Origin of the sequence: Thermoanaerobacter thermocopriae JCM 7501 (genome assembly GCF_001310975.1) — a bacterium.
Taxonomy (GTDB): Bacteria; Bacillota; Thermoanaerobacteria; order Thermoanaerobacterales; family Thermoanaerobacteraceae; genus Thermoanaerobacter; species Thermoanaerobacter thermocopriae.
Genome location: NZ_BAZY01000011.1, coordinates 18,053 through 37,545 on the forward strand (window position 1 = coordinate 18,053; position 19,493 = coordinate 37,545).

The 19,493-nt window shown below is 34.1% G+C and carries 17 protein-coding genes, 1 tRNA gene and 5 pseudogenes; all 23 read left to right on the top strand.

All coding sequences use genetic code 11. The features are described from left to right. Window position 1 precedes the first annotated feature (1 nt). The 23 genes and pseudogenes from sigE (at window position 2) to JCM7501_RS06065 (ending at window position 18,933) form a co-directional block, all read left to right on the top strand. Window positions 2–727, top strand: coding sequence for an RNA polymerase sporulation sigma factor SigE (gene sigE / locus JCM7501_RS05955; RefSeq protein ID WP_013150468.1), 726 nt, complete (start codon window positions 2–4; stop codon window positions 725–727). Window positions 728–796: 69 nt separating this feature from the next. Next, window positions 797–1,567 (top strand): RNA polymerase sporulation sigma factor SigG, encoded by a 771-nt coding sequence (gene sigG, locus JCM7501_RS05960; RefSeq protein WP_012995464.1) that lies wholly within the window; start codon window positions 797–799, stop codon window positions 1,565–1,567. 73 nt (window positions 1,568–1,640) lie between these two features. Next, window positions 1,641–1,892, top strand: coding sequence for a YlmC/YmxH family sporulation protein (locus JCM7501_RS05965; protein ID WP_012995463.1), 252 nt, complete (start codon window positions 1,641–1,643; stop codon window positions 1,890–1,892). 61 nt (window positions 1,893–1,953) lie between these two features. Next, window positions 1,954–2,430 carry a transcriptional regulator NrdR gene (nrdR, locus tag JCM7501_RS05970; RefSeq protein ID WP_009052539.1) on the top strand — a complete coding sequence of 159 codons (477 nt, stop codon included), beginning with the start codon at window positions 1,954–1,956 and terminating at the stop codon, window positions 2,428–2,430. Window positions 2,431–2,477: 47 nt separating this feature from the next. Then, window positions 2,478–3,182: a response regulator gene (locus tag JCM7501_RS05975; RefSeq protein ID WP_012995462.1), complete on the top strand. Its 705-nt coding sequence runs from the start codon at window positions 2,478–2,480 to the stop codon at window positions 3,180–3,182. Further along, window positions 3,182–4,552 carry a two-component system histidine kinase PnpS gene (gene pnpS, locus JCM7501_RS05980; protein ID WP_028992147.1) on the top strand — a complete coding sequence of 457 codons (1,371 nt, stop codon included), beginning with the start codon at window positions 3,182–3,184 and terminating at the stop codon, window positions 4,550–4,552. The genes JCM7501_RS05975 and pnpS overlap by 1 nt, the downstream gene beginning before the upstream one ends. 79 nt (window positions 4,553–4,631) lie before the next feature. Then, a pseudogene (locus JCM7501_RS05985) lies at window positions 4,632–5,515 on the top strand (phosphate ABC transporter substrate-binding protein). Between the two features lie 182 nt (window positions 5,516–5,697). Further along, the gene (gene pstC, locus JCM7501_RS05990) at window positions 5,698–6,597 is read left to right on the top strand and encodes a phosphate ABC transporter permease subunit PstC (protein ID WP_028992149.1); all 900 of its coding nucleotides are present in this window, start codon (window positions 5,698–5,700) and stop codon (window positions 6,595–6,597) included. Then, window positions 6,594–7,481, top strand: a complete 888-nt coding sequence (pstA, locus tag JCM7501_RS05995) for a phosphate ABC transporter permease PstA (protein WP_028992150.1) — start codon at window positions 6,594–6,596, stop codon at window positions 7,479–7,481. Before pstC ends, pstA begins: the two co-directional genes overlap by 4 nt. Before the next feature lie 40 nt (window positions 7,482–7,521). Next, window positions 7,522–8,270, top strand: a pseudogene (gene pstB, locus JCM7501_RS06000) (phosphate ABC transporter ATP-binding protein PstB). A gap of 14 nt (window positions 8,271–8,284) precedes the next feature. Beyond that, window positions 8,285–8,938, top strand: coding sequence for a phosphate signaling complex protein PhoU (gene phoU / locus JCM7501_RS06005; RefSeq protein WP_012995456.1), 654 nt, complete (start codon window positions 8,285–8,287; stop codon window positions 8,936–8,938). A gap of 98 nt (window positions 8,939–9,036) precedes the next feature. After that, window positions 9,037–9,741 (top strand): DUF1614 domain-containing protein, encoded by a 705-nt coding sequence (locus JCM7501_RS06010; RefSeq protein WP_028992151.1) that lies wholly within the window; start codon window positions 9,037–9,039, stop codon window positions 9,739–9,741. Beyond that, window positions 9,719–10,851, top strand: a pseudogene (spoIIP, locus tag JCM7501_RS06015) (stage II sporulation protein P). The gene JCM7501_RS06010 and the pseudogene spoIIP overlap by 23 nt, the downstream one beginning before the upstream one ends. Further along, window positions 10,848–11,753 (top strand): YIEGIA family protein, encoded by a 906-nt coding sequence (locus tag JCM7501_RS06020; protein ID WP_028992153.1) that lies wholly within the window; start codon window positions 10,848–10,850, stop codon window positions 11,751–11,753. Before spoIIP ends, JCM7501_RS06020 begins: the two are co-directional and overlap by 4 nt. 9 nt (window positions 11,754–11,762) lie before the next feature. Further along, complete coding sequence (locus JCM7501_RS06025; RefSeq protein ID WP_012995452.1) at window positions 11,763–11,966, top strand: capping complex subunit for YIEGIA; 204 nt, start codon at window positions 11,763–11,765, stop codon at window positions 11,964–11,966. Window positions 11,967–11,975: 9 nt separating this feature from the next. Next, on the top strand, window positions 11,976–12,407 hold the full coding sequence (locus JCM7501_RS06030) for a DUF3189 family protein (RefSeq protein ID WP_012995451.1): 432 nt from the start codon (window positions 11,976–11,978) through the stop codon (window positions 12,405–12,407). A gap of 12 nt (window positions 12,408–12,419) precedes the next feature. After that, window positions 12,420–12,884, top strand: a complete 465-nt coding sequence (locus JCM7501_RS06035) for a DUF3189 family protein (RefSeq protein ID WP_012995450.1) — start codon at window positions 12,420–12,422, stop codon at window positions 12,882–12,884. 58 nt (window positions 12,885–12,942) lie between these two features. Then, window positions 12,943–14,259 carry a DUF512 domain-containing protein gene (locus JCM7501_RS06040; protein WP_028992154.1) on the top strand — a complete coding sequence of 439 codons (1,317 nt, stop codon included), beginning with the start codon at window positions 12,943–12,945 and terminating at the stop codon, window positions 14,257–14,259. A gap of 4 nt (window positions 14,260–14,263) precedes the next feature. Further along, window positions 14,264–15,582 (top strand): annotated as a pseudogene (der, locus tag JCM7501_RS06045) (ribosome biogenesis GTPase Der). Window positions 15,583–15,599: 17 nt separating this feature from the next. After that, the gene (plsY, locus tag JCM7501_RS06050; protein ID WP_028992155.1) at window positions 15,600–16,196 is read left to right on the top strand and encodes a glycerol-3-phosphate 1-O-acyltransferase PlsY; all 597 of its coding nucleotides are present in this window, start codon (window positions 15,600–15,602) and stop codon (window positions 16,194–16,196) included. Between the two features lie 15 nt (window positions 16,197–16,211). After that, window positions 16,212–17,202 (top strand): annotated as a pseudogene (locus tag JCM7501_RS06055) (NAD(P)H-dependent glycerol-3-phosphate dehydrogenase). 122 nt (window positions 17,203–17,324) lie between these two features. Further along, on the top strand, window positions 17,325–18,803 hold the full coding sequence (spoIVA, locus tag JCM7501_RS06060) for a stage IV sporulation protein A (RefSeq protein ID WP_028992156.1): 1,479 nt from the start codon (window positions 17,325–17,327) through the stop codon (window positions 18,801–18,803). 54 nt (window positions 18,804–18,857) lie between these two features. Next, window positions 18,858–18,933, top strand: a tRNA-Pro gene (locus tag JCM7501_RS06065). Window positions 18,934–19,493: the final 560 nt, after the last annotated feature.

Consider the following 19,493-nt stretch of genomic DNA (forward strand, 5'->3'; position numbering starts at 1 on the left):
AGTGCGACTAAAAACAAAAGTAAAAATAGAAATGCTGTTGCTGTGGAAAAAATTCCTTGATTTTTTAGGTTTGTCTGAGGGCGTATTTTATATTGGAGGAAGTGAAGCATTGCCTCCTCCTCTTTCTATGGAAGAAGAAACGTATTTAGTTTCAAAAATGGAAAAAGGAGATAATGAAGCAAAAACGGTACTTATTGAAAGAAATTTAAGGTTGGTAGTATATATAGCCAAAAAATTTGAAAACACAGGAGTAGGAATCGAAGATTTAATATCTATTGGCACGATTGGACTTATAAAAGCGATTAATACTTTCAATCCCAAGAAAAAGATAAAATTGGCAACTTATGCTTCTCGCTGTATTGAGAATGAGATATTAATGTATTTAAGAAGAAATAGCAAGACCAAATTAGAGGTTTCTTTTGAGGAGCCTTTAAATGTAGATTGGGACGGAAATGAACTTTTGCTTTCAGATATTTTAGGTACTGATAATGAAACAGTTTATAAATATATCGAAGATGAGGTAGAAAGAGAATTATTGACTTCTGCATTAAAGAAATTACCAGATAGAGAAAAAAAGATAATAGGACTTAGATTTGGATTAGATGGTGGAGTAGAAAAGACTCAAAAAGAAGTGGCAGATATGTTGGGAATTTCACAGTCTTATATTTCACGGTTAGAAAAAAAGATTTTAAAAAGATTAAAAAAAGAAATGAATAGACTAATCTGAGCTTTTCTGTATATTTTTCTATCCTGCCGGCAATACTGTTAATAAGCTAAACATGTGGGGGCAGGATTTATGAATAACAAAGTTGAAATTTGTGGGGTCAATACTTCTAAATTACCTGTTTTAAAACCTTCCAAGCAGAAAGAGCTATTAATACGGATGAAAAATGGAGACAAAAAGGCGAGAGAAGAATTTATAAATGGCAATTTGCGATTGGTACTAAGTGTTATTCAAAGATTTAATAATCGCGGGGAGTACGTAGATGATTTGTTTCAAGTAGGATGTATAGGGCTTATAAAAGCTATTGACAATTTTGACTTAGATCAAAATGTAAAATTTTCTACTTATGCTGTTCCAATGATAATTGGAGAAATAAGAAGATATTTAAGAGATAACACTCCTATAAGGGTGAGCCGTTCTTTAAGAGATATAGCCTATAAAGCATTACAGGTAAGGGACAAATTAGTATCGGAAAATTCCAAAGAGCCGACAGTAGGCGAAATAGCTAAAGAGCTGGATCTTCCACGTGAAGAAGTAGTAATGGCTCTTGATGCTATTCAAGAACCGGTTTCTTTGTTTGAACCTATATATCATGATGGTGGAGATGCGATTTATGTGATGGACCAGGTCAGCGATGATAAGAATATTGACGAAGTTTGGCTTGAAAAAATTGCTTTAAAGGAGGCAATACAAAAACTTAATGAAAGAGAGAAATTGATATTGACACTCCGATTTTTTGAGGGTAAAACTCAGATGGAGGTAGCAAAAGAAATAGGAATATCTCAAGCACAAGTTTCAAGATTGGAAAAAGCAGCTTTAAATCACATGAGGAAATACATCTAGCTTATCAGGAATGATAAGCTAGATTTTTCATATAATTTTATGAAAAGGAAAAGGACCAAAGGGGGAAATTAAGATGATTAAAGCTTCAGAATTAAGAGATAAAGATGTTATAGATATAAATACAGGAGAAAAATTGGGGAATATAATTGACATTGAAATAAATCTTGAAGAAGGGAAAGTGGAGGGGATAGTTATACCAAAAGAAACAAGTTTTTTTAGGTTCTTTAATAAAGATATAGAAATTTATTTACCATGGGAATCTGTAAAAAAGATTGGAACAGATGTGATATTGGTAGATTTCAAAGACAAAGAAGCTCAAGTTTGACTAATGAAAACAAGTTTATTATAATTTTATTAAATAATTAAGAATTGTTGGAGGTAATAAGATGAAATGCCCTTATTGTGGGTATCCGGACTCAAAAGTTATTGACTCTCGACCTACAGATGATAACACTTCTATAAGGAGAAGAAGGGAATGTTTAAAATGTGGAAAGAGATTTACTACTTATGAGAAAGTAGAACAATTGCCTATACTGGTAATAAAAAAGGACAATCGCCGAGAGGTCTATGACAGAGATAAAATATTGAAAGGCATGATAAAAGCTTGTGAAAAAAGGCCAGTGCCTATAAAAGTTTTAGAAGAAATTACAGATGAAATTGACAAGAGAATAATAAATTCAATGGAAAGAGAAATAACCTCCACTGAAATCGGAGAAATGGTAATGGAAAAGTTAAAAAATGTAGATGAAGTAGCTTATGTTAGGTTTGCCTCTGTTTATAGGCAGTTTAAAGATATAAATACTTTTATGGACGAACTTAAGAAACTTCTTAAAGAGAGTGAGACAAAAAAAGAAAATGCATAACTTTTTGCTTCAAAGGTGTACAAGCCATATTACCTGGAGGTGTCAAAATGGCCCATAGGGTGTTGGTCATAGAAGATGAAGTTCATATATTGGAACTTTTAAGGTATAACTTGGAAGCAGCAGGGTACAAAGTCATTACTTCGGAAAATGGAAAAGAAGGATTGGACAAAGCACTTGAAGAAAAACCTGATTTGGTTATCCTAGATTTGATGTTACCAGATGTTGATGGATTGGAAATATGTAAAATTTTAAAAAAGAATGATGAAACCAAAAATATTCCTATAATAATGTTAACGGCAAAAAGCGAAGAATTTGACAAAGTATTGGGATTGGAGTTGGGAGCAGACGATTATATTACAAAACCCTTCAGCGTAAGAGAATTGTTGGCTCGAATTAAAGCTGTTCTTCGGCGAACCCAGCAGCCAGAGGAAGAAAAAGAAGAAATAATAAGATTTGGTGATATAGTTATTGATACTGGAAAGCATTTGGTTTATAAAAAAGGAAAAGTATTAGACTTGACTTTAAAAGAGTTTGAGCTTTTGAAACTTTTGTCTCAAAATATGGGTAAAGTATTAACTAGAGACTATCTCTTGGATAAAGTGTGGGGGTATGAATATGCTGGAGAGACTCGAACCGTTGATGTCCATATCAGGCATTTAAGAAAAAAGATAGAAGACGATGATAAATCTCCTGTGTATATTGAGACTGTCAGAGGAATTGGATATAAGTTGAAGGATAAAGGTGAAGTCTAATGCTAAAGAAATCCTATTGTAAATTGCTTTTAATAGACCTACTTGGGATTTTAATAGTTGCTCTATTTTTTTTAGGCTATGCTCCAATGACCAGATTTATTTTTGCTATTTTTTTGGGAATTTTAGTAACATTTTTTTTAAGTTATAGATTTATAAAAAATATAGTAGAGCCTATAAAAGAGATAACTGAGATTACGAAGGATATTTCAAATGGGATATACAGTCATGGACTTGAAAGCGATTCTATTGATGAAATAAAAGAGCTTTCTCATGCAATTGACTCTATGTCCTATAAATTAAAAGTGACTATAGAAGAATTAAATGATAGAAATGCAAAATTAGAAGCTATTTTAAAAAGCATAGTAAATGGAGTTATTGCATTTGATAATAATGAAAGAATATTGCTCATAAATGACGCTGCGAGGAAAATTCTAAATATAAAAGGAAAAGATTTAATCGGTAAACACATCCTGGAGATTGTAAGAAACAGCAAGTTATATGACCTTTTTGAAGATGTTAAGAAAAATAAAAATTCCCCTTCTAAAAGTTTAGAGCTAAATGTTTTTAATAAACACCTCAAAGTGTATACCAGTCCAATTCTTCATCCAATTTCCCATCAAAATTTGGGCTTTGTGTTAATAATAGATGATATTACAGAAATGAGAAGATTAGAAAAAATAAGAAATGAATTTGTGGCAAATGTATCCCATGAGCTTAGAACGCCTTTAACGTCTATTAGGGGTTTTATTGAAACTTTAAGAAATGGTGCTATTGAAAACCCTGAAGCAAGAGATAAATTTTTAGATATAATTGATTTTGAGTCTGAAAGACTTACAAGACTTATAAACGATATACTCACTCTTTCTGAAATAGAAAATGTTAAAGAAGGTTATCCGACAGAAGAAACAGAATTGGATAATGAGATAGAGGATATATTATATATAATGGACAAGATGGCGAGAAATAAAAATATTACGTTGATAAAAGATTTAAATTGTCCTGGCTTGGTGATAAATACTAATAAAGATAGATTTCATCAGATGATGATCAATTTAATAGATAACGGTATAAAATACACTCCAGAAGGAGGGTTTGTAAAAGTTTCTACCAGAGAAGAGGGGGATAAAATAATTATTGAAGTTAAAGACAACGGTATAGGAATTTCGAAAGAAAATATTCCAAGGCTTTTTGAGAGATTTTATCGAGTGGATAAAAGTCGCTCAAGGAAATTAGGTGGTACGGGACTAGGCCTTGCTATAGTTAAACATATTGTTGAATCTATGAAAGGGGAAATCTCTGTAGAAAGTGAAATAGGAAAAGGTACAAAGTTTATCATGAAATTCAGCAAAGCTGATTTAACAAAGACTTAACAATATTTTAATATTGAATTTACAATGAATTGCTACAATGTACTTGTACAAAAATTTAAATAATTTTGGAGGTGCTTTAATGTTAAATAGTCGATTTCCGAAAGTTGCTATTGCAGTACTGTTAATTGCGAGCTTTTTTACTTTTGCTGCCTGTGGTTCAAAACAACCTCAAAGCGATGATTCTACTACAACCACTGACAATCTTTCAGGTAACATAACAATTGCTGGTTCTACAGCGTTACAGCCATTGGCTGAACAAGCTGCCAAAATGTTTATGGAAAAATATCCTAATGTAGCAATAACAGTACAAGGTGGCGGTAGTGGTACAGGGTTGACGCAGGTAGTTCAAGGCGCAATTGATATCGGAAATTCTGATATTTCTGCTGAGGAAAAATTAGATGCTGAGGCTGCAAAATCTTTAGTAGATCATAAAGTTACAGTTGTAGGTTTTGCTGTAGTTGTGAATAAAGATGTTACAGTTGATAATTTAACTCAGCAGCAACTGGTAGACATTTTACCGGAAAAATAACAAATTGGAGAGAAGTTGGCGGGCAAGATGAAAAGATAACAGTTATTTTAAGACCTGCAAGTTCGGGCACAAGAGCAACTTTTAAGAAGATCGTGTTAAAAGGTCAGGAAGAAGCAGTAGGCCTTGCTTTGACAGAAGATTCTAATGGAGCAGTTAAAAGAGCTGTAGCAGATACAAAAGGTGCAATTAGCTATATCAGTTTGGCATATATTGATGATACTGTAAAAGTGTTAAAGTATAATGGTGTAGAGCCAACTGCCCAGAACATAATAGATGGTAAATATCCTATTTGGTCATACGAGCATATGTACACAAAAGGAGAGCCTACTGGTGCAGTCAAAGTTTTCTTAGATTTCATGATGTCTGATGAAGTGCAAAAAGGTCCTCTTACTAAGTTGGGATTTATACCTGTTACTGAAATGAAAACAAAATAAAAAATAATGAAAGAGGGGAGCTGGCAAGAACCAGTTCCTCTTTATATAACTATGGAATTAACATAGATTTAACATATATTTAACATATATTTAACGTAAATTTAATGAAGTTTTTTTTAAGAGTTGCTACTATAAAAGAAGTGCTATATTGTCATTATATTTTCTTAAATGGGGGAAAGCACATGACAGCTGATAAAAATTATGAAAGAAAGCGAAAAGTGGTTGATTTATTTGGAAAGGCTATCGTTTTCATTTCTGCTTTACTATTAATAATTATCACTGTTTCTCTATTTTTATTTGTAGCATCTAAAGGTCTTTCTACTTTTATAAAAGATGGCATCTCTATAAAAGAATTTTTATTTTCTACTACCTGGAAGCCTGATAGAGATGTTCCCGCAGTAGGTTCATTACAATTTATATTAGGTTCCGTTCTCGTTTCTATTTTTGCTATTCTGATAAGTGCACCTCTTGGAGTTTCCTCTGCAATTTTTATGGTAGAAATTGCTAAAAAATTAGGGCAAAAGATTTTACAACCAGCTATTGAAATATTTGTAGGCATTCCTTCTGTAGTGTACGGTTGGGTTGGTCTTACAGTGTTAGTTCCTTTTATAAGTAAACATTTTGGAGGATTAGGATTTAGCTTGCTGGCAGGTATATTAGTTCTTACTGTCATGACGCTGCCAACAATTACTAGTGTTAGCACTGATGCTATAAAGTCGTTACCTGTGGAGATAAGAGAAGCGAGTTATGCTCTCGGAGCGACACGATGGCAAACAATAAGACATGTAATTCTTCCTGCAGCGAAGCCGGGAATTTTGACTGCTATTGTATTAGGATTGGCAAGGGCTTTTGGAGAAGCTTTGGCCGTGCAGATGGTTATAGGAAATCGTCCAGTTATTCCCAAATCTTTTTTAGAGCCTATAAGTACTATAACTTCTATCATTACAATGGACATGGGAAATACAGTAATGGGTACCGTATGGAATGATGCTCTTTGGTCTTTAGCATTACTCCTTCTTATGATATCTTTTACTTTCATCATTGTAATTAAATTGGTAGGCAGGAGGGGCATGTATAAATGAAATCTAAATTGTATGACAAAATAGCGACTATATATTTTTACGCTGTTGCTGTGTTTTTAATATTGTTTTTGGTTTTTTTTGTAAGTTATATATTGTATCAAGGCAGAACTAGACTTAATGTAGATTTTTTAACTTCCCCTCCAAAATTTATGGAAGCAGGAGGAGGCATAGGGCCACAGCTTTTTAATTCGTTAGAATTATTAATAATAACTTTGATAATTTCTGTTCCTATAGGTTTAGGTGCAGGAATTTATATGGCAGAGTATGCAAAGCCAGGCTTATTAACGGAAATTATAAGGTTATCAATAGAGACACTATCTTCAATGCCTTCTATTGTAATAGGACTTTTTGGACTTTTAGTGTTTGTAACTATGACCGGATGGGGGTATTCTCTCATAGCAGGAGCGCTTGCCCTTACGGTGTTAAATCTTCCTGTAATGACAAGAGTAAGTGAAGATTCAATAAGAAGTGTGCCCAATAGTTTAAGAGAAGCAAGTTACGCTTTAGGTGCTACTAAATGGCAAACAATTGTAAAAGTTGTGGTACCTGCTGCAATGCCTGGAATTATAACAGGAATAATTTTGACAGCTGGAAGAATTTTCGGAGAAGCTGCTGCTTTGTTGTATACTGCAGGTATGAGTAGCCCTGCCTTGAATTTTTCAAACTTAAATCCCTCGAGTCCTACCTCGCCTTTAAATATCTTTAGACCTGCAGAAACTTTGGCTGTTTATATTTGGAAGATAAATAGTGAGGGGTTAGCACCTGATGCAAGACAGATTGCAGACGGTGCCGCAGCGGTTTTATTGCTAATGGTGTTGATTTTTAACATCCTTGCTAGATGGTTAGGAAATGTATTATACAAGAGAATGACAGGCGAAAAATAAAATGGTATAATATTTTTATAAGGAAGGGGAATGCTGGTAAATGAAAAAAATCCAGGTTAAAGATTTAGACTTGTTTTATGGAGATGTTCAAGCCCTCAAAAAAATAAATTTAGATGTAGAGAGAAATAGCGTTTTGGCACTTATCGGTCCTTCTGGTTGTGGGAAATCCACCTTTATTCGTACTTTAAATAGGATGAACGATCTTATCGAAGGAGTTAAAATAAATGGGACTGTTTTACTTGATGGACAAGATGTATACAAAGAAGTGGATGTTATTGAACTTAGAAAGAGAGTAGGAATGGTTTTTCAAAAACCTAATCCTTTTCCTATGACTGTTTACGACAATGTAGCCTATGGTCCAAGAATTCATGGCATAAAAGACAAAAAAAAGCTTAATGAAATTGTTGAAAAAAGTTTGAAAGCTGCGGCTTTATGGGATGAAGTAAAAGATAGACTCTACAAGTCAGCTCTCAGTTTGTCTGGTGGTCAGCAGCAAAGACTTTGTATTGCTAGGACATTGGCAGTAGAACCAGAGGTAATTTTGATGGACGAGCCTACTTCAGCGTTAGACCCTATTTCTACGATGAAAATTGAGGAATTAATTAATGAGTTGAAAAATAAATATACAATAATAATAGTAACTCATAATATGCAACAAGCAGGAAGAGTTTCAGATTATACTGCCTTTTTCTTAAATGGTGAATTGGTTGAATGCGGACCGACGGATAGAGTTTTTTATAAGCCAAAGATAAGAGGACGGAAGACTATATCACTGGAAGATTCGGTTAAAAGGAGGTGACACAATGAATCGTACTCATTTTGAAAAAGAATTAGAAGAACTTCATTATGATGTCTTAAAAATGGGTAGCCTTGTAGAAGAAGCCATTGCAAGTGCCATTGCTTCTTTAGTAAATCATGACAAAGAATTAGCTCAGAAAATTATAGATGACGATGATAGAATAGATAAAATAGAAGTAGAAATCGATAATAAGTGTGCCAAGATTATTGTAACGCAGCAGCCAATTGCGAGGGATTTGAGGATAGTTTTAACGGGTCTTAAGATTGTTACAGATTTAGAAAGAATGGCAGACCACGCAGTAGATATAGCCAAGACTACTTTGAGGATTGCGCATCAAAAGTATATAAAACCTTTAATCGATATCCCGAGAATGGCTGAAATTGTAAGAGAAATGGTCAAAATATCTTTGGATTCCTATGTACGACAAGATTTAGAATTGGCAAAAGCTATTGGAGAAAAAGACGATATAGTAGATGCTCTTTACAAACAGATTTTTAGAGAACTTTTGACATATATGATGGAGGACCCTAGAAACATTGATCAGGCAACACAATTTTTGTTTGTTGCCCGTTATCTTGAAAGAATAGCTGACCATGCAACTAATATATGCGAATGGGTAATTTATCTGGATACTGGTGAACATATAGATTTAAATTGAAATAAAAAGCGCTCACTCGAAAAAGTGAGCGCTTTTTGTATATTTTTATTGCATTGTGCAAAACATATTTTTGAGAAAAAAGTTGGGGAGTGATTTTGATGCCATTAAGCTATGTTTTGCTTTCGATTGTAGGATTGGTTGTTTTGTTCGGATTTGCCCATAGAGTATTAGATAGAATGAAAATGACAGATACGTGGGCTTTTTTGATAATAATTGGGATGATAATAGGGACATTAATACCTAGTATTCCAATCACAAAAACTGTGTCTATAAACATAGGTGGAGCTGTTATCCCTATAGCAGTATGTGTGTATCTTTTTTTGAAAGCAGAAAATACGAAAGAAAGAGTAAATGCAGTTGTGGTGTCAATTGTTGCAGGAATAGCTGTTTTTATTACAGGAAGAATACTTCCTGCAGAACCTGAAGCCATGATTATTGAGCCTAATTACGTTTATGGCATTGTCGGTGGGCTAATCGCGTATCTTTTTTCGCGTTCGAGAAGAAGTGCTTTTATTGGAGGGGTGATGGGGATAATTTTGGCGAATGTGATGCAGGCTATTTTCAACTACATAACAGCTACAAGAGGAACAATAGCCATAGGAGGAGCTGGATTTTTCGATTCTGTAGTTATATCCATGATAATTGCCGTATTTTTATCTGAAATAATTGGGGAAACAAGGGAAAAAATACAAGGAGGTACTTCTAAAAAAGACCTTGAACCCAAAGAAGGTATGGCTAGTAGTTTGATAGATACTCACAAAGAAGAAGAAGGTGAAAAAAATGAACAAAAACAAGATGAATAAGTTTGCAATATTAATCTTATTGGTTATCGGGCTTTTATCTTTAAATTTTAGCGGTTATGCAGAGACGCAGCCTGATTATTACACAATCTATGATGAAAAGACAAACAAAGTACTTTTCAGAACTGCCATGGAGGTTTTTAAAGGGGATAGATATTTATCAGGGGATAATAAGTTGTATGAAGTTTTCAAAGTTGATAAAAATGAAGGTAAAGCTTATGCAAAATATTTGCAAACAGAAAAACTTCCAGATGTAGAGATAGAAGAAATCTCACAAGCAATGGCAGTAACACAAAATACAAGTGGAAAGAGAGTGGCGATATATTCTACCCACAGTGATGAATCATATCTTCCTTCGGATGGGGCTGCAAGTATCAATGGACACGGGGGTATATACAAAGTAGATGCTGCTTTGCAAAAGGCTTTAGAAGCAAAGGGAATTTCAGTCAAGGTTGACAGGACTTTGTATTTACCTCATGATGCTATGGCATATAGCCGATCAAGGCAGGGGCGGTCAAACTTTTAAAGGATTTTAAACCGGACTTACTTTTGGATGTCCATAGAGATGCAGTACCGTTCAAAGAATATATACGAAAAATTGCAGGAAAAAATGCCACAGGTGTAAGAATTGTCTTAGGACGAACCAATCCTAATTTAAAAGCAAATCAGCAATTAGCCTATAGGATAAAGGCTATAGCGGATAAGATATATCCAAATATGGTCAAGGATATATTTTTTGGAAAAGGAGATTTTAATCAAGATTTGACTCCCAACTCTTTGCTGATAGAATTTGGTACTTACTCTCATACTAGAGAAAGAGCAGAAGTTTCTGCCTCTTTAATAGCAGATGTATTGGCTAAAGCACTTTACGGTTCAGATGAGCAGAAACAAGTGGGTGCTGTTACAAAAGCTCAAAGACCGCTTCCTGGACAGAACAAAGCTGCAGGTACAGGAATATGGGTTTTGCTTGGTGTTGTTGTAGTGTCAGTAGTAGCTTTTATGTTTTTGAGTACTGGCAGGCGAGAGATGTATCACAAATTTTCTAAAGCAACATGGAAAGAATTTGCAAGTTATTTGGGAAAGTTTAGGCGCAAAAAAGGAGATGGGTCATGAAAATAAATCAAGAATTGTATATTAGCATTGTAGTCTGTGGGATTGTTTTGGGAACACTTACTCGCTTCATATATTTAAGAGTGGATTATAGGCAGTATCCTACTTATCCTCAAGGTTATATGACTCATTTAACCTTGGGAATAATTTCAGCGGCTTTAGGAGCCTTTTCAGTTCCTGCATTAATTGAAAAACAGTATACTGCTGTTACCTTTTTAGCTTTAGCGGCACAACAATTTAAAGAAGTAAGAGAAATTGAAAGAACTAGTTTAGAAAAAATGGAAGCGACAGAATTAGTTCCAAGAGGAGCAGCTTATATAGAAAATATAGCTAAAATTTTTGAAGCAAGAAACTATATTGCTATGGCAGTTGCTGCTCTTACTTCTTTGGCAGTTTATCTTTTTAAAAGTGCTATGATAGGAACAATTGTGGGAGGATTAGTGCTTTATTTGTCTCGTTATGTAATGAAAATTACTTATATTAGAGATATTGCCGAGGTTTTTCCTTCAAAGATTGTTTTTAAAGGACCTTTATTATGTGTTGAGGACGTGGTTTTGGCAGACATTGGTTTGAAAGAAGGGAGAGAAATAATAGAGAAATTTGGAATGGCTGTTGTAATACGACCAAAAGGGCTGGATAGTTTAATTTCCATAAATAACTTAGGAATAAGACAGGCTATTCTCCATGAAGCTGCTAATCAATTGGGGTTAAGAATGAATGTTGATACTCCTGAATTAGCTCCTCTTACTATGAACAACAATAAAAATGGAGACATTATTGTAGTTATGGTAGCGATGAAACCTGATATCGATGCTTTTGTGGAAATTATAAAGAATGTACCGGCAATTGAAACTGTAAGAAAGTATCCTTCAAAGTCAAGAGGGGCGAGAAAAGCTTTCAATTGAGGTGATAGAATGGAAGTACATGTAACAGGATATATAATAGCGATAGTAGCTTTAAGAAGAGCAAAAGACAATGTCTCAAGTGGTACTGCACCCATCATTTATGTAGAGAATGAAGAAGAGCAGCAAAAACTTTCTATGTATTTGAGCAGAATTTTTAAGGCAGCTGTTCACGACCTTGAAAATGGAGTATTTATTTTAGTTAAACAATATTAGGTGATATCTATGAAAGTAGTGTATTATAGCTATTATGGGTGCTATTCTTCTCCTATATGTGCATATCTTCATTTAAATGACAAATCCAAAATTGAAAAAGAGGAATTTTTTAAAATTCCTTTTTTGTTTGAAATTGATTATGGACAAATGAGATATATTGGTAAAGATAGTAATAAAAATGAGGTCTTTATCATAGGGATGAAAAATTTCAGTGAAAATATCAAAAAAACTTTGTATGGCTTGATAGAGATTTTTAAAATAAAAGAAGATATAATTTTTATAGACACTTCGCAATATGATGTAATTTTTTTTAAAGTGCTGATAAGTTTAAGAAGAAAGAAAATACTAACAAAAATTATTGACAATTTTTTGTATAATTACTATTTAATAAAATGTAATCATATTAAAAGATTTGTAGAGAGTTATAAAAAAATGTTATGAGGTGAGAGGTTTGTGGTTATTGTATATATGTGCTATGGAAGTGCACACTCTTCTGTTGTAGCAGCTTCTATACATATAGGACTTTTGCCTATTGACAGAGTGCCTACTTATGAAGAAATTCTTTCTCTTCCTCATTATGATAAAACTTCCGATGGTGAAATTGGCACTCTTTTTTATATGGGCAAAGATGAATATGGCAATGAAGTGTATATTGTAGGAGCAAAAAATGGAAGACAAATAGTCACAAAGGCAATTTATAGTTTTTTAGCTTTATATGGGATTTCTAGAGAGGAAATACTGGTGGTAGATGCACTTCCTACCATAGGACTTACTACAAAGATTGGAGGTATTACGTCAAGGCGCTTAGGAATTATCTCTTTGGGTAGACCTATAACGGTATATGGCATATTGAAAAAATATAACAATTTCGTAAAATTAGTAACAGATATTAAAACAAACTTGCAAATAAGGTCTTGACGTATTGATAGTATTAATTCATAATTGAAAGGAGAGGAGACAATTTAGGAGGAGAAATATGCATAAAATAAATATAAAAGATGTCATAAAAGGAAGTATAGGTTGGGATTTAGGTATACAAAAGGGCGATAAACTTATTACATTAAACGGAAAAAAAATAATTGATATAATAGATTACCGATATGAAATGTCAAATGAATTTATACAATTGGAAATTGAAAAGGCTACAGGAGAAAGATACATTTTTGAAGTAGAAAAAGACTATGATGAGGATTTAGGGTTAGTCTTTGAAGAAGAACTAATTGACAGGCCAAAACATTGTAGAAATAAGTGCATTTTTTGTTTTATTGACCAGTTACCTAAAGGAGTTCGCAAATCTCTTTTATTTAAGGATGACGATTATAGGCTTTCCTTTTTACAAGGGAATTTTATTACTATGACTAATATGAATGAAGAGGAAATTGACAGGATAATAAAATATAAGCTTTCTCCCTTATATGTTTCAATTCATGCAACTGATGAGGATGTAAGAGTAAAAATGATAAATAACCCGAATGCAAAAGGTATAATGGATAAGTTAAAAAAGCTTTGTAAAAACGGAATTGAAATACATGGTCAAATTGTTTTGTGTCCAGAAATAAATGATGGTAAAGTTCTTGATAAAACTATCAAGGATTTGTCAAGCCTATATCCTGGTGTAAAATCAATAGCTATTGTTCCAGTAGGACTTACAGACCACAGAGAAAGACTTTATGAACTGAGAACTTTCACTAAAGAAGAAGCGAAAAATGTTGTACAGCAAGTATCCTTATGGCAGGAAAAGCTAAAAAAGGAACTTGGTTCTGCTTTTGTTTTTTTGTCAGATGAGTTTTATGTGATGGCAAATGCTCCTATACCTTCTTATTATCATTACGAGGGATTTCCTCAAATAGAAAATGGCGTAGGGCTCATGGCGTTGTTTAAACATCAATTTCAAAGGAGTCTAAAAGGATTAAAAAAGAATAAAAGTAAAGATATAAATACCACTCCTTACGTTATTGTTACAGGAGTAGCTGCCTATAGGTTTATGGAAGAAATAGCGGAAAAATTAAGAGAAATAGGATTTAATGTAAAAGTGGAGAAGATACACAATGAGTTTTTTGGTCACAATATCACAGTAGCTGGGCTTGTGGTGGGGAAAGATATAATAAACCAATTAAAAGATAAAATAAATGAGGGAGTTTTAGTTATTCCTGATGTTATGTTAAAGGAAAGTTCAAATGTTTTTCTTGATGATACTACTGTTGAAGAAATAGAAAAAGAACTAGGAACAAAAGTTATAGTTTCTGAAGTCGATGGGAAAAAATTTTTACAAAAGATACAGAGTGGAAGGTGATAGTATGGCAAGAGCAATGGTGAGTATTGTAGGCAGGCCAAATGTAGGTAAATCTACTCTTTTTAATAAAATTATGGGGAAGAGAATTTCTATTGTTGAAGACAAGCCAGGAGTTACAAGGGATAGAATATGCGGCAATGCAGAATGGCTGAACAAAAAATTTATATTAGTAGACACGGGAGGATTAGACCCAGATGCTGAAGATATTATATTTTCAAAAGTTCGTTTACAAGTGGAGGCAGCGATTGAGGCTTCCGAAGTAATATTATTTTTAGTTGATGCAAAAGAAGGTTTAATGCCAGAAGATGAAGAAATAGCGGATATTTTGAGAAGAGCCAAAAAAGAAATTATTTTGGTTTGCAACAAGGTGGACAATTTTAAAGAACTTCCTCCAACTTATTATGATTTTTTTAGTCTTGGATTAGGGAATCCCATTCCTATTTCAGCCTCGAATGGCTTGGGCATTGGAGAACTTCTAGACGAAATAGTGAAAAAATTGCCTCAGGAAGGGCTAGAATACAGTGAAGAGACAATTAAAATTGCTGTTATTGGTAGACCCAATGTAGGGAAATCTTCGTTGGTTAACAAAATATTAGGGGAAGAAAGAGTTATAGTAAGTGACATTCCAGGTACTACAAGGGATGCCATAGATACCCCTTTTTCAAAAGATGGGAAGAACTATGTTCTTATTGATACAGCAGGAATACGTAGGAAAAGTAGAATAAGCGAATCTATTGAAAGGTATAGTGTGCTAAGAGCTTTAACTGCTATTGAAAGGTCTGATATATGTCTTTTAATGATAGATGCTATAGAAGGTCCAGCCGAGCAGGACACTAAAATAGCAGGATACGCCTTTGAAAATGGAAAAGGTATTATAATAGTTGTTAACAAATGGGATGCTATAAAAAAAATAATAATACTGTCAATGAATATACCAAGATGATAAGAGAAAAGCTATCTTTTATATCTTTTGCTCCTATCCTATTTATTTCAGCTAAAACAGGTCAGAGAGTGCACAGAGTTTTACAAACTGTAGATAAAGTATGGGGGGAATACAATAAAAGGATTACGACTGGCCTTTTAAATAATGTGCTAAATGAAGCTATGCTTATGTTTCCGCCACCAGCTGATAAGGGCAAACAATTAAAAGTATATTATACTTCACAGGTAGGAATTAAACCACCTTCTTTTGTAGTGTTTGTCAATGACCCGGAACTCATGCATTTTTCCTATTTAAGATTTATAGAAAATACATTAAGACAAAATTTTGGCTTTGAAGGAGTTCCTCTTAAGATTTCCACGAGGAAAAGAGGAGAAAATTAAAAGAAAGGGGGGGAAATATGTACGCTCTTTTAACAGCCGGCATTGCTTATTTGATTGGTTGCATAAACAATGCATATATTTTAACAAAATATACGCGAAAGATAGACATTCGTAATTATGGAAGTGGAAATGCAGGGGCTACGAATGTCTTAAGAGTGTTAGGATATAAAGCTGCGGCTCCTGTTTTTGCGCTAGATGTGTTAAAAGGAGTAATTGCAGTTTTAATTGGGAAATATTTAATGGGTACTACTGGTGCTATGATTGCAGGAATAGCAGTGGTATGTGGTCATAACTGGCCTGTGTTTTTAAAATTTAGAGGGGGAAAAGGAATTGCTACAAGCATTGGAGTTGTAATGACTGTAAGTCCTTTTCTGGGGATTATAGCTTTAGCAATTGGAGTTATAATAATTGCTTTGACAAAATACGTATCATTGGGGTCTATGGCAGGAAGCGTTACATTTGTCCTTTTAAATGCATTTTTTTGGAATTCAACACAACTTTTTGTATTTTCACTCATTCTGGCATCTTTAGCAATCTTTCAGCATCGTTCCAATATAAAACGTTTGCTGGCCGGAACGGAATCCAAGCTTGGACAAAAAACAGAAATAAAATGAGAAAGGAAAGTGGCCATGAAAATATCAATATTAGGTGCAGGAAGTTGGGGAACTGCTATAGCGATACATTTAAACCGACTTGGACACCAAATTACTCTTTGGATGAGAAATAAAAACCAGTTTAAGGAAATTGTGTCTACTCGTCATAATAGGAAATATTTGGACGCAGATATTCCTCAAGAAATCTTTATTACTACTGATTTGGAAGAGGCTGCGGAAAATTCATCAATTGTTGTGATTGCTGTTCCGTCCCATGCTGTAAGAGAAATATCGAAAAAATTAAAAGATGTAATTGATAAAAAGGCAATTGTTGTAAATCTTGCAAAAGGAATAGAAACTTCTACTTTAAAAAGAATGTCTGAAGTCATAAAAGAATATTTGTCAAATGATGTGGTTGTTCTATCAGGTCCCAGCCATGCTGAGGAAGTAGTAAAGCAAATCCCTACAGCCTGTGTTTTGGCTTCCGATGATATAAAACCTGTGAGGCAGTACAAGATGCCTTTATGGATGAAACTTTAGGTTATATATAAACAAAGACGTGGTGGGAGTAGAATTAGGTGGAGCTTTAAAGAATATTATAGCCTTGGGAGCGGGTATTTCCGATGGTCTTGGGTTTGGTGATAATACTAAAGCTGCTCTTATGACAAGAGGTCTTGCAGAAATTACTCGTTTAGGTGTTGCGCTAGGTTCTGACCCTTTGACCTTTTTAGGTTTGGCAGGTGTAGGAGACCTTATTGTAACTTGTACCAGCATGCTTTCGCGAAATAGAAAAGCAGGAATACTTATAGGTAAAGGCAAAAGTTTAGAAGAAGCATTAAAAGAGATAGGAATGGTAGTAGAAGGAGTTAATACTACAAAATCCGCCTACAAACTTTCTCAAATTCATAAGATAGAAATGCCAATAACTAAAGAAATTTATTCCATTCTTTTTGAGGGTAAAAATCCCTATGAGGCTGTTTATAGCCTTATGACGAGAGATAAAAAACATGAATTGCACGGTATTTGATCTCCGGTATTTCCGGAGATTTTATCATATTTCAATATTTTTTACATATAAATATACTGTTAAAGCATATATATATGAGTGAGAAGAAAAGGATATGGATATATAAAAAGGAGGGAAATGGGTTGGAAAACTACGATATCTATAAAAATATTGCAGAAAGAACGCAAGGGGATATCTACATAGGAGTAGTAGGCCCAGTGAGAACAGGTAAATCGACTTTTATTAAGCGATTTATGGACATATTGGTACTGCCATACATAGAAAATCTTCCCCAAAAAGAGAGAATAAAAGATGAATTGCCACAAAGTGCAGCAGGCAAAACCATAATGACTACTGAGCCTAAATTTGTTCCTGAAAAAGCGGTAGAGATAACAATTAATGAAAACACGAGGTTTAAAGTGAGATTAGTAGATTGTGTAGGATATATGGTTAAAGGTGCACTGGGATACATGGAAGGGGATAAGCCCCGCATGGTATCTACTCCCTGGTATGATTATGAAATACCTTTTGAAGAAGCAGCAGAAATAGGAACAAAAAAAGTGATAAATGACCATTCTACAATAGGATTAGTGATTACCACTGATGGAAGCATAACCGACATACCGCGAGAAAATTATGTAGAAGCAGAGGAAAGGGTAGTGAAAGAATTAAAAGCACTGAATAAACCTTTTATAATAGTGCTAAATACAACCAATTCTCAAAGTCCCGAAACAATTAATTTAGCAAAAGAATTAGAGAAAAAATACGATGTACCTGTAGTTGTTTTAAATGTACTTAAAATGGAAATACCAGACATTCATGCAATCTTGGAAAAAGTCTTATTTGAATTTCCTATACGGGAGATTGCAATTGATTTGCCTAAATGGGTAGATGCTCTTGATAAAAGTCATTGGCTTAAGCAAAACATAATGGAAACAGTAAAAGAAAACATAAAAGAACTGTTTAGATTAAGAGACATACCTAAGTTGGTTGGTGGCCTTAAAGAGAATGGAAACTTTTCTGAAGTGTTTATAAAGAAAATAGCCCCGGGAGAAGGTAGTGCAAATGTTGAAATAAAGACTCAGGAAGGCTTATTCTTTAAAATATTAAGTGATGAAAGCGGGCTTGAGGTTCATGATGATAAAGAACTGATGACAATGATGAGAGAATTGGCTTATGCAAAGAGGCAGTACGATAGAGTTAAAGATGCTTTTTTACAAGCTGAAAAAACAGGTGTAGGAGTGGTACCTGCAAGCCTTGATGATATGAAGTTTGAAAAACCTGAAATAGTAAGGCAAGGTGGAAGATTTGCGGTAAGGCTTAGAGCTTCTGCTCCTTCATATCACATTTTTAGAACTGATATTACAACAGAAGTATCGCCAGTTGTGGGAACAGAAAAGCAAAGTGAAGATTTTGTAAAATATTTGACAGAACAGTTTGAGAGTGATCCAGAAAAAATTTGGGAATCCAACATTTTTGGCAAGACTTTGAGCGACCTTGTAAAAGAGGGAATGCAAAACAAGATTGGTTCCATTCCTGAAAACTTAAGTTATAAACTACGAGATACGTTAGAAAGAGTTGTAAATGACAGCGGAGGCGGAATAATCTTTATAATCATTTAGCTATTGATTTTTTCTTTTATCTCGTTTATAATAAATTCTGAGCAAAGTTTCTTTCTGGGTGTGGCGCAGCTGGTAGCGCGCCAGAATGGGGTTCTGGAGGCCGGGGGTTCAAGTCCCCCCACTCAGACCAGTGAAATGCAGTAACCGCAAGCCTTTGCGGTTTTACTTTTTTTGAAAAATAAACTGAGAAATCGAAATTTGTAAGCGGCTTACAAACATGTTTTTTTTATCTTTCCACACAGTAGAGGTATCAATTAAAAATATCACTAAACCGTATGTTATTTATTTCTTCTAATGCTTTAACGGCTTCTGTTTGAATGTCAGGTAATACACTTGAGTAGGTATCTGGTGTGATGCCAATGATTGTATGTCCTAACCTTTCTGGGAAATAGCATCAAACCCCAAACTCATTCAATAGCTACACACTAATTCAAACAGTGAGAAATAAGAACATTAGGGTGTTTCATAATCTTAAGATAGAGGTAGTCAAGAATTGCAGCCAACTCGGTAGAAGGAGGCAATACCACTCTCACTAATGACTAGTTCAAGAAAATAAGCCTTGTAAGTCTTAGGAGAAAGATATTCTATTGTACATAATTCCTGATGAACCGTTGTATACCGCACGGTACGTACGGTGGTGTGAGAAGACTCTAAATAAATAATTATTTAACTCCTACTCAATTAAATTTT

What these genes read in the sequence shown, in the direction of transcription:
- sigG (WP_012995464.1), top strand. Translation starts at nt 797, where the DNA reads ATGAATAACAAAGTTGAAATTTGTGGGGTCAATACTTCTAAATTACCT.
- JCM7501_RS05965 (WP_012995463.1), top strand. Translation starts at nt 1,641, where the DNA reads ATGATTAAAGCTTCAGAATTAAGAGATAAAGATGTTATAGATATAAAT.
- nrdR (WP_009052539.1), top strand. Translation starts at nt 1,954, where the DNA reads ATGAAATGCCCTTATTGTGGGTATCCGGACTCAAAAGTTATTGACTCT.
- JCM7501_RS05975 (WP_012995462.1), top strand. Translation starts at nt 2,478, where the DNA reads ATGGCCCATAGGGTGTTGGTCATAGAAGATGAAGTTCATATATTGGAA.
- pnpS (WP_028992147.1), top strand. Translation starts at nt 3,182, where the DNA reads ATGCTAAAGAAATCCTATTGTAAATTGCTTTTAATAGACCTACTTGGG.
- pstC (WP_028992149.1), top strand. Translation starts at nt 5,698, where the DNA reads ATGACAGCTGATAAAAATTATGAAAGAAAGCGAAAAGTGGTTGATTTA.
- pstA (WP_028992150.1), top strand. Translation starts at nt 6,594, where the DNA reads ATGAAATCTAAATTGTATGACAAAATAGCGACTATATATTTTTACGCT.
- phoU (WP_012995456.1), top strand. Translation starts at nt 8,285, where the DNA reads ATGAATCGTACTCATTTTGAAAAAGAATTAGAAGAACTTCATTATGAT.
- JCM7501_RS06010 (WP_028992151.1), top strand. Translation starts at nt 9,037, where the DNA reads ATGCCATTAAGCTATGTTTTGCTTTCGATTGTAGGATTGGTTGTTTTG.
- JCM7501_RS06020 (WP_028992153.1), top strand. Translation starts at nt 10,848, where the DNA reads ATGAAAATAAATCAAGAATTGTATATTAGCATTGTAGTCTGTGGGATT.
- JCM7501_RS06025 (WP_012995452.1), top strand. Translation starts at nt 11,763, where the DNA reads ATGGAAGTACATGTAACAGGATATATAATAGCGATAGTAGCTTTAAGA.
- JCM7501_RS06030 (WP_012995451.1), top strand. Translation starts at nt 11,976, where the DNA reads ATGAAAGTAGTGTATTATAGCTATTATGGGTGCTATTCTTCTCCTATA.
- JCM7501_RS06040 (WP_028992154.1), top strand. Translation starts at nt 12,943, where the DNA reads ATGCATAAAATAAATATAAAAGATGTCATAAAAGGAAGTATAGGTTGG.
- plsY (WP_028992155.1), top strand. Translation starts at nt 15,600, where the DNA reads ATGTACGCTCTTTTAACAGCCGGCATTGCTTATTTGATTGGTTGCATA.